14 protein-coding genes are annotated in these 14,766 nt (G+C 65.2%); 5 read left to right on the top strand and 9 right to left on the bottom strand.

Annotation, left to right across the window (positions count from 1 at the left end; genetic code table 11):
* Positions 1-57 precede the first annotated feature (57 nt).
* On the bottom strand, positions 58-1,314 hold the full coding sequence (locus K9B37_RS04460) for a ubiquinone biosynthesis hydroxylase (protein ID WP_224311622.1): 1,257 nt from the start codon (positions 1,312-1,314) through the stop codon (positions 58-60).
* A 135-nt stretch (positions 1,315-1,449) separates the two neighbouring features.
* On the opposite strand from K9B37_RS04460, the gene tesB reads away from it, so the two are divergent.
* Positions 1,450-2,310, top strand: a complete 861-nt coding sequence (gene tesB / locus K9B37_RS04455) for an acyl-CoA thioesterase II (RefSeq protein WP_224311620.1) — start codon at positions 1,450-1,452, stop codon at positions 2,308-2,310.
* A 78-nt stretch (positions 2,311-2,388) separates the two neighbouring features.
* Here the strand turns inward: tesB and K9B37_RS04450 are convergent, their stop codons facing one another.
* Positions 2,389-3,423: an aldo/keto reductase gene (locus K9B37_RS04450; RefSeq protein ID WP_224311619.1), complete on the bottom strand. Its 1,035-nt coding sequence runs from the start codon at positions 3,421-3,423 to the stop codon at positions 2,389-2,391.
* 2 nt (positions 3,424-3,425) lie between these two features.
* A complete protein-coding gene (locus K9B37_RS04445) occupies positions 3,426-4,610 on the bottom strand; it encodes an MFS transporter (RefSeq protein ID WP_224311618.1) in 1,185 nt (394 codons plus the stop codon).
* A gap of 121 nt (positions 4,611-4,731) precedes the next feature.
* On the opposite strand from K9B37_RS04445, the gene K9B37_RS04440 reads away from it, so the two are divergent.
* Positions 4,732-5,655 (top strand): LysR family transcriptional regulator, encoded by a 924-nt coding sequence (locus K9B37_RS04440; protein ID WP_224311617.1) that lies wholly within the window; start codon positions 4,732-4,734, stop codon positions 5,653-5,655.
* 56 nt (positions 5,656-5,711) lie between these two features.
* Here the strand turns inward: K9B37_RS04440 and K9B37_RS04435 are convergent, their stop codons facing one another.
* The 3 genes from K9B37_RS04435 to K9B37_RS04425 all read right to left on the bottom strand — a co-directional run bounded on the left by K9B37_RS04435 (position 5,712) and on the right by K9B37_RS04425 (position 8,583).
* Positions 5,712-6,734: an ABC transporter substrate-binding protein gene (locus tag K9B37_RS04435; protein ID WP_224311616.1), complete on the bottom strand. Its 1,023-nt coding sequence runs from the start codon at positions 6,732-6,734 to the stop codon at positions 5,712-5,714.
* Positions 6,735-6,776: 42 nt separating this feature from the next.
* Positions 6,777-7,568 (bottom strand): ABC transporter permease, encoded by a 792-nt coding sequence (locus K9B37_RS04430; RefSeq protein WP_224311615.1) that lies wholly within the window; start codon positions 7,566-7,568, stop codon positions 6,777-6,779.
* A 196-nt stretch (positions 7,569-7,764) separates the two neighbouring features.
* The gene (locus tag K9B37_RS04425; RefSeq protein WP_224311613.1) at positions 7,765-8,583 is read right to left on the bottom strand and encodes an ABC transporter ATP-binding protein; all 819 of its coding nucleotides are present in this window, start codon (positions 8,581-8,583) and stop codon (positions 7,765-7,767) included.
* 335 nt (positions 8,584-8,918) lie between these two features.
* Here K9B37_RS04425 and K9B37_RS04420 point away from each other — a divergent pair, with 335 nt between their 5' ends.
* Positions 8,919-9,257, top strand: a complete 339-nt coding sequence (locus K9B37_RS04420; RefSeq protein WP_224311611.1) for a P-II family nitrogen regulator — start codon at positions 8,919-8,921, stop codon at positions 9,255-9,257.
* Between the two features lie 37 nt (positions 9,258-9,294).
* Complete coding sequence (locus tag K9B37_RS04415; RefSeq protein WP_224311610.1) at positions 9,295-10,629, top strand: ammonium transporter; 1,335 nt, start codon at positions 9,295-9,297, stop codon at positions 10,627-10,629.
* Between the two features lie 257 nt (positions 10,630-10,886).
* Here the strand turns inward: K9B37_RS04415 and K9B37_RS04410 are convergent, their stop codons facing one another.
* The 3 genes from K9B37_RS04410 to K9B37_RS04400 are packed head-to-tail and all read right to left on the bottom strand — an operon-like array spanning position 10,887 to position 12,898.
* Positions 10,887-11,489: an SCO family protein gene (locus K9B37_RS04410; protein ID WP_224311608.1), complete on the bottom strand. Its 603-nt coding sequence runs from the start codon at positions 11,487-11,489 to the stop codon at positions 10,887-10,889.
* 13 nt (positions 11,490-11,502) lie between these two features.
* Positions 11,503-12,471: a DUF1775 domain-containing protein gene (locus K9B37_RS04405; protein WP_224311607.1), complete on the bottom strand. Its 969-nt coding sequence runs from the start codon at positions 12,469-12,471 to the stop codon at positions 11,503-11,505.
* Between the two features lie 46 nt (positions 12,472-12,517).
* Positions 12,518-12,898 carry a DUF2946 family protein gene (locus K9B37_RS04400; RefSeq protein WP_224311605.1) on the bottom strand — a complete coding sequence of 127 codons (381 nt, stop codon included), beginning with the start codon at positions 12,896-12,898 and terminating at the stop codon, positions 12,518-12,520.
* Positions 12,899-13,034: 136 nt separating this feature from the next.
* Between K9B37_RS04400 and K9B37_RS04395 the strand changes: the two genes are divergently transcribed.
* A partial coding sequence (locus K9B37_RS04395) for a DNA translocase FtsK 4TM domain-containing protein (RefSeq protein ID WP_224311603.1) occupies positions 13,035-14,766 on the top strand: 1,732 nt, incomplete at its 3' end.

The raw sequence follows: 14,766 nt of genomic DNA, 5'->3' as shown, positions 1-14,766 counted from the left end.
TTTCCGAACTATTACGATATGTCGTTACAATAATAAAGGTCTGCGGCCTCTCCTGGCTTACAGAGCCTCGCCTCGGAGCAGCCGCGGCGCAGTGCCGCCGGCAAGGCCGGCTGCCTCGCGGATGAAAAACTTCTTCAATCCCGGCATCCGGTCGACGAGGCCGAGGCCGAGATCCCGAACCAGCCTGACCGGCAGGGCATCGTTAGAGAACAGGCGGTTGAGCCCATCCGTCATCAGCCCCATGGCGGTGATGTCGGCCCGCCGCGCCCGCTCGTAATCGTCGAGCACGTCGGCGCTGCCAGGATCGCGACCGAGGCGCAGAGCCTCCACGACGATCTCGGCCAGGGCTGCTGCATCGTGCAAGCCGAGATTGAGCCCCTGCCCGGCAATCGGATGGATCACATGAGCGGCATCGCCGAGCAGCGCGAGGCGCTCGGCGGTGAAACGACGGGCGACGCCGAAGGACAAAGGAAAGGCCTGTGGTTTGGTCTCGAAGGAGAGTTCCCCGAGCTGGAGCCCGAAGCGGCGCTCCAGCTCATCCAGGAGATCTTCCGTATGGGCATCGAGAAGATGAGGCACCTCCTCGCTGCGCTCCGTCCAGACGATGGAGGAGCGGTGCTGAATGCGCCCGTCCGGCAGGGTTTCCGGCTTGAGCGGCAGGATCGCGAAGGGCCCCGCCGGCAGGAAATGCTCGACCGCCCGGCCCTCATGGTCGCGTGCATGAAGGATCGTCGCCACGATGGCCGACTGGCGATACGGCCAGGAGATCCAGCTGATGCCGGCCTGTTCGCGCAGCCGCGAGCGAGCCCCGTCGGCGGCCACGAGAAGACAAGCGCGGAGCGTGATGCCGCCGCCATTTGTTACGACATCGATTCCGCCCGGATGCGCGGAAAAGGTCTCCACGCTGGTCGGCATCAGGGCGACGCCGGCGTTCCGGCAGGATTCGACCAGGGCGGCGGTCAGGTCGCCGCCCGCCACCATATGGGCGAAGGGTTCGCCCTCCTCCACTTCGCCCGCGAAGGTCAGGAAGGTCGGCCGTACGGGGTCCTGCAAGCGGCTGTCGGTGATCACCATGTCGCGGATGGGCTGCGCCTTGTCGGCGACCGCGTCCCAGATATGCAACGTTTCCAGCATCCGCCGTGCCGATGCCGCGATGGCATAGGCGCGTTTGTCCCCATGGGGATCACGCTTCAGAGCCGGATCGCACATGGCGACCTCGATGGCATCGCCGAGCGCCTGCTTCAGGGCCAAGGACAGGGATAATCCGGCCAGGCCACCACCGGCGATGACGATGCGTGGACGCTCTGTGCTCATGGCGCTCTCCCGACAATGGCCCCAAAAGGGAATCTAGGGCACAAAGGGATGTCCGCGATGGATGCGCACCCGTCAAGCTTGACGTTCGTCACCGGCTCTCCGATGGATGGATTTCCGCGAAAGGATCCGCCGTCCATGTCCAGCGCCGTCGCCAACCTGCTCAAGATTCTCGACCTAGAGCCCCTGGAAGTGAATCTTTTCCGCGGCCAGAGCCCGAAAGAGGGCTGGCAGCGGGTGTTCGGCGGGCAGGTGATCGGCCAGGCGCTTGTCGCGGCCGCCCGCACCGTCGAAGGTCGGCTGCCCCACTCGCTCCACGGCTATTTCATGCGGCCGGGCGATCCCAAGGTTCCGATCATCTACGAGGTCGACCGCATCCGCGATGGGCGCAGCTTCGCCACGCGGCGGGTCGTGGCGATCCAGCACGGCCAAGCGATCTTTTCCATGTCCGCATCGTTCCAGGTGGCGGAGGAAGGGTTCGAGCATCAGGCGCCGATGCCGGACGTGCCCGGCCCGGATGAGCTCCCGAACGAAACCGAGGTGAAGGCGGAGCTTCTGCAGAAGATGCCGGAGCCGATGCGAACCTATTTCGAACGCGAGCGGCCGATCGAAATGCGTCCCGTCGAAATGCAGCGCTACATGTCGAAGGATCCGGGCGAGCCGATCTTCCATGTCTGGATCCGGGCAACGGATCGTCTGCCCGACGACCTGGCCGTGCATCAGGCCGTGCTGGCCTACGCATCCGACATGACCCTGCTCGATACGTCTCTCGTCCCTCACGGCCGAACCGTGTTCGATCCGACTATTCAGGGCGCGAGCCTCGATCACGCCTTATGGTTCCACCGCCCCTTCCGGGCCGACGAATGGCTGCTCTACGCCCAGGATACGCCCTTTGCCGGCGGCGCCCGCGGCTTCTCGCGCGGGCTGATCTTCCGCCAGGACGGGACGCTCGTCGCGTCCGTAGCCCAAGAGGGCCTGATCCGCGATCGCAGCGCGTAGGACGCATAACCTTTATGGGACCGCCGCGCGGATCTTCGTCCACGCAGCGGCGTTCTTCGTTTAGTCGGCCGGCGGAGTTTAGACAGCCGGCGGATTGACCCGGGCGAAACCGGCCTGACGATAAGAGGGCCAATAGGGATAGGCCGGCACGACGGCACTCGCCGCATCGAGGCGGGCGATCTGCTCGGGCGTCAGCGACCATCCGACGGCGCCGAGGTTCTGACGCAGCTGCTCCTCGTTGCGCGCGCCGATGACCACGGTCGAGACGGTCGGCCGCTGCAGGAGCCAGTTCAAGGCAATCTGCGGCACCGTCTTTCCGGTCTCCTCCGCCACCGCATCGAGAGCATCGACGACACGAAAGAGGTGCTCGTCGTCGACGGGCGGGCCGTATTCGGCGGTCTGATGCAAGCGGCTCGTTTCCGGCAGCGTCTCGCCCCGGCGAATCTTGCCGGTCAGACGTCCCCAGCCGAGCGGGCTCCAGACCACCGCGCCGATGCCCTGGTCGCGGGCGAGCGGCATCAGCTCCCATTCGTAATCACGGCCGACCAGCGAGTAATAGGCTTGATGCGCCACGTAGCGCGGATAGCCATAGCGCTCCGCCACTGCCAGCGACTTCATGAGCTGCCAGCCGGCGAAGTTCGACACGCCCACATAGCGGAGCTTTCCTGCCCGGACGAGATCATCGAGGGTCGAGAGAACTTCCTCGACCGGCGTGCGGGCGTCGAAGGCATGGAGCTGCAGCAGATCGATATAGTCGGTGCCAAGGCGCGTCAGGGCTGCTTCGACGGCACCGATCAGCCGGCTGCGGGACGTGCCGGCCTCGTTCGACCCCTCGCCCGTCGGGAGGCCTGTCTTGGTCGACAGGAGAACCTTGTCTCGCCGCCCCTTGATCGCTTCGCCCAGCACGCTCTCGGACGCGCCGTCCGAATAGACGTCGGCGGTGTCGAAGAGGGTGACGCCGGCATCGAGGCAGATATCGATCAGTCGGCGCGCCTCCGCCGTGTCCGTATCGCCCCAGGCTCCGAAGAGCGGACCTTTGCCGCCGAAGGTGCCGGCCCCGAAACTGAGCACCGGGACCTCGAGGCCCGAATGTCCCAAACGTCTGTATTCCATGGTCAGATTCCCTGATGCGAGAGAGTGGAGGCGGGTATGCGCCGGTCGAGCCCATGGCTCACCAGGGCGAGAACGAGCCCGGCCAGGGTGACGAGCGCGGCGACGAAGGGGACCGACCCGAGACCGGGGCCGTGATCAATCACGACGCCGCCGATCCAGGCGCCGAGTGCATTGCCGAGGTTGAACGCCGCAATGTTGAGGCTCGATGCGAGTCCCTGGCCCGCGCCACCGGCCTTTTCGAGGACGCGCAGCTGCAGCGGCGCTACGGTGGCGAAGGCGGCAGCGCCGAGAAGCCCGACGAACGCGACGGCAAGGGTCTTCTCATGGACGGCAAACGTCATGGCGGCGAGCACGATGGCGAGCGTCGCCAGCGTCCCGATCAGGGTCGGCATCAGGCGCTTGTCCGCGAGCCAGCCGCCACCGAGATTGCCGATGGCGAGGCCTGCGCCGAAGATCAGCAGGATCGGTGAGACGGCGGCCTCCGAGAAACCGGTGATCTGCGTCAGGATCGGCTGGATATAGGTGACCACCGCGAAGACGCCCGCATAGCCGAGCACGGTCATGCCCAGGCCGAGCAGGACCTGGAGGCGCAGCAAGCCGGCGAGTTCCTCGCGCAGCGACACCGCTTCGTTGTTGCGGCTATCGGACGACGGGACGAAGGCGGCAAGCACGACGGTTGCCAGGGCCCCGATGACCGCCACTGTCCAGAAGGTGGCACGCCAGCCATAGGCGAGTCCGATCCAGGCGCCGAGCGGGACGCCGAGCAAGGTTGCGGCCGTCAGGCCTGTGAACATGATGGCGATGGCCGAGGCCTTGCGCTCCGGCGGCACGAGTGCGGTCGCAACGACGGAGCCGACGCCGAAGAACGTGCCGTGCGCCAGCGCCGTCACGATGCGCGCAGCCATCAGCGCGCCGTAGCTCGGCGCAATGGTGCAGGCGATGTTGCCGATGGTGAAGATCACCATCAGGGCCACCAGGACGGTCTTGCGCGGCCATTGCCGCGTCAGGATCGTGATAAGCGGCGCGCCGACGGTGACGCCGAGCGCGTAGCCGGAAATGAGGAGCCCGGCGAGCGAAATGGAAACGCCGAGATCGCCGGCGACCTGCAGCAGCAGGCCCATGATGACGAACTCGGTAGTGCCGATGGCGAAGGCCCCGGCGGTAAGGGTGTAGAGGGCAAGGGGCAAGGACAAGCTCCTGTCGTGACCGTTGCGAAGTGGTGTCGCGAAACTAGGAGGTCGGGGGCCTTTGAATTAGAATGCCGATGGGAACATCATTTGTGATTTGAATTCACGTATCGGAGATCCCATGGCGCGGCTCGACATCAACCGCTCAGGAGAGATGGAAGTTTTCGTCCGTGCGGTCGAGCAGTCAGGCTTCTCGGCCGCCGCGCGCTCTTTGCGCATGACTCCATCCGCCGTCAGCAAGCTGGTGGCGCGGCTCGAAGCCCGGCTCGGGGCGCGCCTCGTGCACCGCTCGACGCGGCGTCTGCAGCTGACGCCGGAGGGCGTCGCCTTCTTCGAGCGGGCGAAGCGCATCCTTGCCGAGATCGACGATGCGGAACGGGAGGCCTCCTTCGGGGCGGCGCCGAAGGGCCGCGTCAGGGTCAACAGCAACGTGCCGTTCGGCCTCCACCACCTGCTGCCGCTCGTGCCGGGTTTCCTCGATCGCTATCCGGACGTGCGGCTCGACATCGTCCTGACCGATCAGGTCGTCGACCTGTTCGAGGAGCGGGCCGACGTAGCGATCCGGGTCGGGCCCTTGCGGACGTCGCAGCTCGTGGCGCGTAAGCTCGGAACGAGCCGGATGGTGGTGGTCGCAGCCCCAAGCTATCTCTCGCGCCACGGAACGCCGAAGACCCCTACCGATCTCGAAGCGCATAACCGGATCGGCTTCAACTTCGCCCGCAGCTTCGACGAATGGCCCTTCAAGGAGAACGACGCGGTTCGGACGCTGCCGGCTGTGGGCAATGCCCTGGCCGGCGACGGCGAGACCTCGCGCCGGATGGCGCTCGCCGGCGTCGGGCTCGCGCGCTTGGCCTGGTTCCATATCGGCCCCGACATCGCGGCGGGACGCCTCGTGCCCATGCTCGAAGCCTTCAACCCGGGCGATTCGGAGGACATTCACGCCGTCTTCGTCGGCCAGGGCGGACGCCTGCCGGCGCGGGTGCGCGCGTTCATCGATTATCTCGCCGAGACGGTGAAGCTGCCTTACGACGGAGCAGCCGGATGAAGGGGAGCGCGGAACGATCGAGCCGTCCGCGCCCCATCAATAGCAATCGCGCCGTTTCAGCCGGCTGCCTTCTTCACGAAACGATCGTCGAAGGTCGTCGCCAGATCGACCTTCGCGTCCTTCAGCTCTGGATCGAGGGTTTTGAGCATGTCCATGACGCTCGCCATGCCGTCCGGCGGGACGATGCCGGTGCGAGAATAGCTTTCCAGCGAGTTCTGCACCGCCTTGATGTAGAGCGGCTTGTCGCCGAGGTGATATTCCGGCGGCACCGCATCCGCCACGTCCTCGGGCTTCGCATTCTGCAGCCATTTGAGCGATTTCATGAAGGCGTTGACGAGCCGCTGCGTCGTCACGGGGTTCGCGTCGATGAAATCCTTCTTCGTGTAGAGCGTCGCGGCGGGATTCGAGCCTCCGAACAGGGCGCGGGTGCCGGCTTCCGTGCGCGTATCGATGAGGATGGCGATATCGCCGTCGGATTCGAGCTTCGCGATCACCGGATCGAGATGCGAGAGCACGTCGATCTCGCCCTTCTGCATGGCCGCAACTGCGCTCGCGCCGGAGCCGACGCCGATGATGGCAGCGTCGGACGGTTTCAGCCCCGCCTTCACCATGGCGTATTGCGCGGTGAGCGCCGTGGAGGAGCCCGGCGCCGTGACGCCGATCTTCAGGCCCTTGAAATCGGCAGCCGACTTGATCTGCCCGGCCTTCTCCTTCTTCACCGCGATCACGATGGCCGGGAAACGTCCGAGCTCGGTCACGGCGCGCACGTCCTGGCCCTTTGCCTGCATGCGGATCGTATGCTCGTAGGCGCCTGTCACCACGTCCACGGAGCCGCCGATCAGCGCCTGAAGCGACTTCGCGCCGCCGCCGAAATCGTTGATGTCGACATCGAGCCCTTCGTCCTTGAAGAAGCCCTTGCGCTCCGCGATGGTCAGCGGGAGGTAATAGAGCAGCGGCTTGCCGCCGACGCCGAGCGTGACCTTGGTCTTTTCCGGCTTGTCCTGCGCGAGAGCGCTGCGGCCGAGACCCACTGCTAGAGCGGCGGCGCCCGTTCCGATGAGAAATGTGCGGCGTTCCATGTTCGTCTCCCTGTCGCGTTGTGGTTTCGAAAAAAAGATGGCTCAACCCTGCCCGCTTGTCGGCGATCCCGGCCGCCAGACGAGGAGCCGGCGCTCGATCGCCGTCACCATCATGTCGATGAGGATGACGAAGATCGACAGGATCAGCATGCCTGCAAAGACGCCCGTCACGTCGAACACGCTTTCCGCCTCGTGAATCTTGTAGCCGAGACCCGCCGACGAGCCGAGATATTCACCGACCACCGCACCGACGAGCGCAAACCCGACGGAGGTATGGAGCGACGAGAACATCCAGGTCAGCGCCGCCGGCCAATAAACGTGCCGCAGAAGCTGGCGCTCGTTCATGCCGAGCATGCGCGCATTGGCGAGCACCACCGGGCTCACCTCGCGCACGCCCTGATAGACGTTGAAGAACACGATGAAGAACACGAGGGTGAAGCCCAACGCCACCTTCGACCAGATGCCGAGCCCGAACCACAGGGCGAAGATCGGCGCGAGCACCACGCGCGGCAGCGCATTCGCGGCCTTGATGTAGGGATCGAACACCGCCGCGAGCAATTCACGCCGGGCGAACAGGAACCCGAATAGAATTCCTCCCGCCGCTCCGAACGCAAAGGCCAATATGGTCTCGAGCAGCGTGATGCCGAGATGGCGCCAGATCTCTCCGCTCGCGAATTCTCGTCCGACGCGGACGAACACGTCGATAGGATTCGAGAAGAAGAACTGCGACTGTTTGACGGGCGCGAGGATCGGATAAGTGGTGAGGACGTGCCAGAGCAGCAGAAATGCAATGGCGACCGCGACCTGGAACGCGAGGAGTTTGATGCGTTTCATGGTGTCCTCTCCTCGATCATTCCGGAATCGCACTCACCGTCATTCCGGGACGCGCAAGGCGCGGGCCCGGAACCCATAGCCGCTGACATCGCAGAACAAAGAGCAGCGGCCATCGCTGCATTCATATCTCCACCGCTGGTTTTTATGAGTTCCGGGCTCTCGCTACGCTCGCCCCGGAATGACAGTGATTGAATCATCACAGCATTGCTTCCTCACCCTGCGCATAAGCCTTCTGCACTTCGGTGCGCAGGCGCGCCCAGATCTCCTTGTGGATGTGGTGGAAGGCGGGCTCCAACCGCACCTCCGCGATGTCGCGGGGACGCGGCAACGAAATGGGAAACTCGCCGATGATGCGTGCGGCCGGCCCTGCAGACATCACCACGACGCGGTCCGCGAGCGCGATCGCCTCCTCCAGATCGTGGGTGACGAAGAGCACGGCCTTGCGGTCCGCCGCCCAGAGGTCGAGCAGAAGATTGCCCATGATCTGCCGCGTCTGGGCGTCGAGCGGACCGAAGGGCTCATCCATGAGCAGGATTTCCGGATCGCGGATCAGCATCTGCGCCAGCGCCACGCGCTTTCTTTGTCCGCCGGAGAGCATATGCGGGTAGCGGTCGACGAAGGCTGAAAGGCCGACGCGGCGCAACCAGTCGCGGGCCTTTTCCCGCGCCTCGATTGCCGGCACCCCCTTCGGCTCCAGTGCGACGGCGACGTTCTGCAGCGCCGTTTTCCACGGCATCAAGGCGTCCTGCTGGAAGAGGTAGCCGGCGCGGCGGTTGAGGCCCGTGAGGGGCGCTCCGAAGATCGCGACCTCACCTTCGGACGGCTTGAGGAGCCCTGCGGACGCATTCAGAAGGGTCGATTTTCCGCAGCCGGTCGGGCCGACGATGGCGATGAACTCGCCCGGACGAACCGCCAGGTCGATGGCCGCGACGGCTCTGTAGCCGGTCTCCTTCACACCGAAGGTGATGGCGATATTGCGGAGGGATACGGCGGCGGCACTATCGGTCAGGGGCATCGAATCGGGCGTTTCCCGCGTCTTTTGAGCGACGCTTGCCCATCAGCCTAGGGGTTCATCCTGCGATGGCAAGAGCCCTGACCCTCCCAAAGGGTCGTGAATTCCCCAAAGGTAGCAGGCCGACTGCCTGTTTTTTGGGCAGGCCAGTTGAGATTCTGCCCGTTTTTCGTCTGCCCATTCCAGAGGCACCGAGGCGACCTCCGGGCCTGTCCAAGTTGGCACGGCTTTTGCTTAGCCTCTGGTCGAGACCCGCCCGGCAGGTCGGGTTCGCATGGCATCGTCTCATGAGCGGGTCCCGGCCGGCTCATGGGAACCTTCAGAAGGGGGCTTCACCCATGAAAATCGTGATGGCGGTCATCAAGCCGTTCAAGCTGGAGGAGGTCCGCGACGCGCTCACCTCGCTCGGCGTGCACGGCCTCACCGTGACCGAAGTGAAAGGCTACGGACGGCAGAAAGGACATACCGAGATCTATCGCGGCGCCGAGTACGCCGTGAGCTTCCTGCCGAAGCTGAAGATCGAGGTGGCAGTTCCCACCGAGATCGTCCCGAAGGTGATCGAAGGCATCACCCTGGCAGCCCGCACGGGCCAGATCGGCGACGGCAAGATCTTCGTCGTTCCCCTCGAAAAGGCGGTTCGCATCCGCACCGGCGAGGCCGATGCCGATGCCCTGTGACACCCGCTCCCTTTCCCTCGTCCGGAGTCTGAATCCGATGAAACTTCGCTTGAACCTCGCCACGATTCTCGGAGGCATCGGGCTCGCGCTCATGGCCTTCGATCCGGCCTTCGCGCAGGACGCCGCGCCCACCGTCAACAAGGGCGACACCACCTGGATGCTGATTTCGACCATCCTGGTGATTCTCATGACGATCCCGGGCCTCGCCCTGTTCTATGGCGGCCTGGTGCGCACCAAGAACATGCTGTCCCTGCTGATGCAGGTGTTCTCGGTATTCAGCCTCGTCGCCATCCTGTGGGTGATCTACGGCTATTCCCTCGCCTTCAGCACCGGATCGGAAAGCATCGGCGCCTTCATTGGCGGTTTCTCCAAGGTCTTTCTCGCAGGGGTGACGACGGATTCCACCGCCGACACCTTCACCAAGGGCGTGGCGATTCCAGAATTCACGTTCCTCGCCTTCCAGCTGACCTTCGCGGCGATCACCCCGGCGCTCATCGTCGGCGCCTTCGCGGAGCGCATCAAGTTCAAGGCCGTGATGCTCTTCACCTTCCTGTGGCTGACCTTCGTGTATCTGCCCATCGCCCACATGGTGTGGTTCTCGGAAGGATATCTCTTCAAGCTCGGCGCCCTCGATTTCGCGGGCGGCACGGTGGTGCACATCAACTCGGGCGTCGCGGGCCTAATCGGTGCGCTCCTCGTCGGCAAGCGCATCGGCTACGGACGCGATCTCCTCGCCCCGCACTCGCTGACGCTCACCTTCGTGGGCGCCTGCCTCCTGTGGGTCGGCTGGTTCGGCTTCAATGCGGGCTCAAACTTGGAAGCGACCGGCGGCGCGGCGCTCGCGCTCCTCAACACCATCCTGGCTCCCGCCGCAGCGGGCCTCGCCTGGACGGCCGTCGAGTCCTTTGAGAAGGGCAAGGCGTCACTTCTTGGCATCGCCTCGGGCGCGGTCGCAGGCCTTGTCGCCATCACGCCCGCAGCCGGCCTCGCGGGTCCCATGGGCGCCATCGTGCTGGGTCTCGTGGCGGGCGTGGTCTGCTACTTCGCGGTTACGACGGTGAAGAACGCACTCGGCTATGACGATGCCCTCGACGTGTTCGGCATCCACGGCATCGGCGGCATCGTCGGTGCCATCGGCACCGGCATCGTGGCGGCGCCTTCGCTCGGCGGCTACGGGGCCGGCGAATACACGATCGCCGGGCAGGTCTGGACGCAGTTCATCGCGGTCGTCGTGACCCTGCTCTGGACCGGCATCGGCTCGCTCATCCTCTACAAGATCGTCGACCTCACATTGGGCCTGCGCGCCACCTACGAGGCGGAGCGCGAAGGTCTCGACCTCGCGGACCACGGCGAGCGTGCGTACAACTACTGAGCTTTCCGACGATTAAGACAAACTATCCAGAGGATCGTCAAAAGGAGAAGCCCCGGCCTCACGGCCGGGGCTTTTTGTTTTCTGCATCATCGCGAACCACGTCACTGTCATTCCGGGGCCGCGTAGCGGAGCCCGGAACCCATACACCCCAGCGCCTGAAGAAAGATCGCAGTGATTGTCGTCGCGCCCAATCCTGCTGTGTCGCGTTTATAGGTTCCGGGCCCGCGCCCTTAGGCGCGTCCCGGAATGACAGTGCGCTATCCGTTCTTCACCAGGTTGTTCAGCTTCGTCCGCCGGGTCTCCTGCGGCTCCTGGAAATTGGAGGAGCCGTAGAAGTCGCCCTTCGAATCCATGAGGAAGATCGTTGCCGTGTGATTCATCGTGTAGCCGGAATCGGTCGGAACCTTCTCATAGAAGACCTTGTAGGCCTTCGCAGTCGCGGCGATCTGCTCGGGCGTGCCCGACAGGCCGATGATCCGCGGATCGAAGGAGGACAGATAAGTCTTCATCAGCTCCGGCGTGTCCTGCTCTGGATCGACGGTGACGAAGACCACGTTGAGCCTATCCGCGTTCTTACCCATCGCCTCGAGATCCTGCGTCAGATCGTAGAGGGTGGTGGGGCACACCTCCGGACAATGGGTAAAGCCGAAGAAGATCGCGAAGGGCTTGCCCTTAAGGCTGTCGCTGGAGAACGGCTTACCGTCCTGCGACGTCAGCTGGAACGGCCCGCCGATCGGAACCCGCGTGGCGGATCCGGCCGGCTTCGGCTCCGGCAGGACCAGAAGCAGGGTCCCGAGCAGGACGACCGCCGCCGTCAGGAAGACCGACAGCGGCAACAGGAGGGATCGCTTGAGAACCATCGTATCCTCCGCCTCAGTGCTTGTGCTCCATGGGGGCCGCATCCTGGCCGCCCATGGCGCCGTTCATGCCGCGAACCACATAGGTGACATCGACGGTTCCGGCCTTCTCGAACACCAGCGTGCCCTTCACGCTTTGTCCGTCCTTGAGCGGTTCCTTGAGATCCATGAACATCAGATGGTAGCCGCCGGGCTTGAGTTCCACGGTCGCGCCGGGCGCAATGACGAGCCCGCCCTCGACGGGCTTCATACGCATGATGTTGTCGGCCATAGACATTTCGTGCAGCTCGACACGATCGGCGAGCGGGAACGAGCCGCCGATCAGCCGATCGGGCTCCTTGCCGGTATTCGTGACACGCAGATAGCCGCCGCCCACTTTGGCGCCACCGGGGGTCGCGCGGGACCAGGGCTGCTCGATGGTCAGATCGCCCGCCTTGATGACCGGTGCCACCGCATTCGCCATCCCTGCGGCCGCGATCCGCACTGCGGGCGCCGGTGATTTCAGGCTGTTCGGGTCCTGGCCGGCGGTCGGCACCTGCGTCCATTGCTCGGAGCCGTTGCTGCAGGTTTGGACTACCGGGAAATAGACCGTCGCACCCGGTTGGAACGCATCGGTGAAACGCGCCTGGAAGACGAACTCATCGTAGAAGGCGTCGTCGAGACTGCCGGTCCAGACGATTTCCTTCACACCGTCGCCGACCGGATCACCGTAGAGGGAATAGGAGCGCGCATAGGCGCCCTTCACGGTCTCCAGCGTCCAGCCGGGCTTCGGCATCGGCTTGACCGCGATGATGCCCTCCGGGATCCGCACGCGGATCTTCAGGGTCGGCTGGCCGCCGCAGCCGTGAGGCACGCGCAGGACGGCCTTGTAAGTGGAATTCGGCGCTGTTTGCGCCGTCTCGAAAGAGACGTGGGCGAGAGCCGAGGTGGCCGAGAGGGCGAGCACCGACGCGGCCAGCGCGCCGCCGGAAAGAGAGAGCTTCATGAGATTGGTCCTGTGGTCGGGTTGAAACGATCTTCGCGAAAGACGTTCAAGCCCGGCGCGGTGGCGCGCGCGAACCGACAGGAAGGAAGCCGAAGGAGCGGACGAAGCGAGATTCGTCCGGCAGAAAAGCAACGACAGCCGAAAGGGAGGCCGGGCGCAGGAGGCTCGCTGCATCCGGCATCGGCACGCCCGAGGCGGCTGCGACATGACAGCTCAGGATGCAGCAGAGAGCGTCATGCGCCTGCGCCGGCCCGTGGGCACCTGAGCTTTCCGAGGTCTGCGCACAGACGACGCCTTCGAAGAGGCTCGCTTCCGCATGGAGTGCCCCGCCGAAGGAGTACAGCAGCGCCTGAAGCGCCAGGGCATAGGCGATCGCGGCCGTCATTACGGCCCGCTGCCAGCGTGCGAGGGATGCCCTGTTCGTCATGGCGCGGACACTGGTCCGTCGTAGGCACGGCGTCAACCGGGAAGAGCGGGCGCTTAGGGTTAAAGGACCCTTAACCCCATCCCTCTAATGTCGCAGGTCGATTTCGTCGAAAAGAGATTGCGATTCAGGGTTCTCGATGCGCACGGCACGCCGCTCCTCGTCATCCTATGATGGTCTCTCCAGCGCGCTAAGGGCGTTTGTTGCCCGGCGCGCTCAGGAGATGATCGGCCTGTGCCTGTTGGCCGTCGCCGGTGCGGTGGCGGCATCGCTCGCCACATGGTCCGTCGACGATCCGAGTCTCAACAACGCCACCGACGCGCCGATCCGCAACCTGCTCGGCTGGCCGGGCTCCATCGTTGCCGACCTTTTGATGCAGCTTCTCGGGCTCGGCTCCATCGCGGCCCTTTTGCCATTGGCTCTCTGGGGCTGGCGCCTGATGAAATCCGGCCATCTCGGCCGGGCGCAGCTGCGCCTCGCCCTGTGGGTTCTCGGTGCCGGCGCAGCGACCGCGCTTGCCAGTGCCCTGCCGGCGACGGATCGCTGGCCCCTTCCGACGGGGCTCGGTGGGGTGGTCGGAGACGCCGTCCTCGCGGCCGGAAAGGCCGTGACGGGCCTCTCCAGCGGGTCCGCCAGTGCCATTCTCGGTCTCGTCTTCGCGGGTATCGCGATCCTGACGCTGAGCGCCGCCTGCGGCCTTGGTCTGTCCGAGGAGCGGCATCAGACCGAGCCGGACGATCTCGACGAGCCGGCCGAGGCGAAGCGCAGCCGTCGCAAGGCTCCCGAATGGGACGAGCCGGAGGATGCTTCTGCGGATGAGCCCGGCTGGGGAATCGTGTCTCTCGGCGCCCTGGCACACGGCGCCATGAGCCTGCGTGCCGCTGCCCGCCGCTGGGCCGAACGCCGGGCCACGCCGGAGGACGATTACGAGCCTGCCCCAGCCGGAGCGACGGCCCGCCGTGGCGCTCCTGATGCGATCTGGACGCGGCGCGAGCCGATCCTGGACGATGCGGCCCCGCGCCGCCCGAGGCCCGCTCCTGCGGCCGCGCCGCTTCACGACGAGGATGACGAGAACTGGGACGAGGCCCCGCCCGCAGCGCCGAGCCGCGTGTCGATGCCGGAGCCCGCACCCTCGCGGGTTGGGCCCGCACCGACGGCGCCCAAGCCGGGAAAGCGCATGGTGCGCGAGGCCCAGCCATCCTTCTTGGATCAGGGCGACTATCAGCTGCCTGCCCTCAACCTTCTGGCCGAACCGAAGAAGCCGCAGGTGCCCACGATTTCGGCTGACGCTCTGGAGCAGAACGCGACTCTGCTCGAAGGCACGCTGGAGGATTTCGGCGTGAAGGGCGAGATCATCAACGTGCGCCCCGGTCCCGTGGTGACGCTCTACGAACTCGAACCGGCGCCCGGCACCAAATCCTCGCGCGTCATTTCGCTCGCCGACGACATCGCCCGTTCCATGAGCGCGGTTTCCGCCCGCGTCGCGGTGGTGCAGGGCCGCAACGCGATCGGCATCGAATTGCCGAACCACAAACGCGAGACGGTTTTCCTGCGCGAACTTCTCGCGAGCCAGGATTTCGAATCCACCAAGCAGAAGCTCGCGCTCTGCCTTGGCAAGACGATCGGCGGCGAGCCGGTGATCGCGGATCTGGCGCGCATGCCGCACCTGCTCGTCGCCGGCACCACCGGCTCGGGCAAGTCGGTCGCCATCAACACCATGATCCTGTCGCTCGTCTATCGCCTGAAGCCGGAGGAATGCCGGCTGATCATGGTCGATCCGAAGATGCTCGAACTGTCGGTCTACGACGGCATCCCGCATCTGCTGACGCCCGTCGTGACGGATCCTAAAAAGGCCATCATCGCGTTGCGCT

This window comes from Microvirga puerhi (assembly GCF_020089865.1).
GTDB classification, from domain to species: domain Bacteria; phylum Pseudomonadota; class Alphaproteobacteria; order Rhizobiales; family Beijerinckiaceae; genus Microvirga; species Microvirga puerhi.
This window is presented reverse-complemented; position numbering and strand designations above follow the sequence as displayed.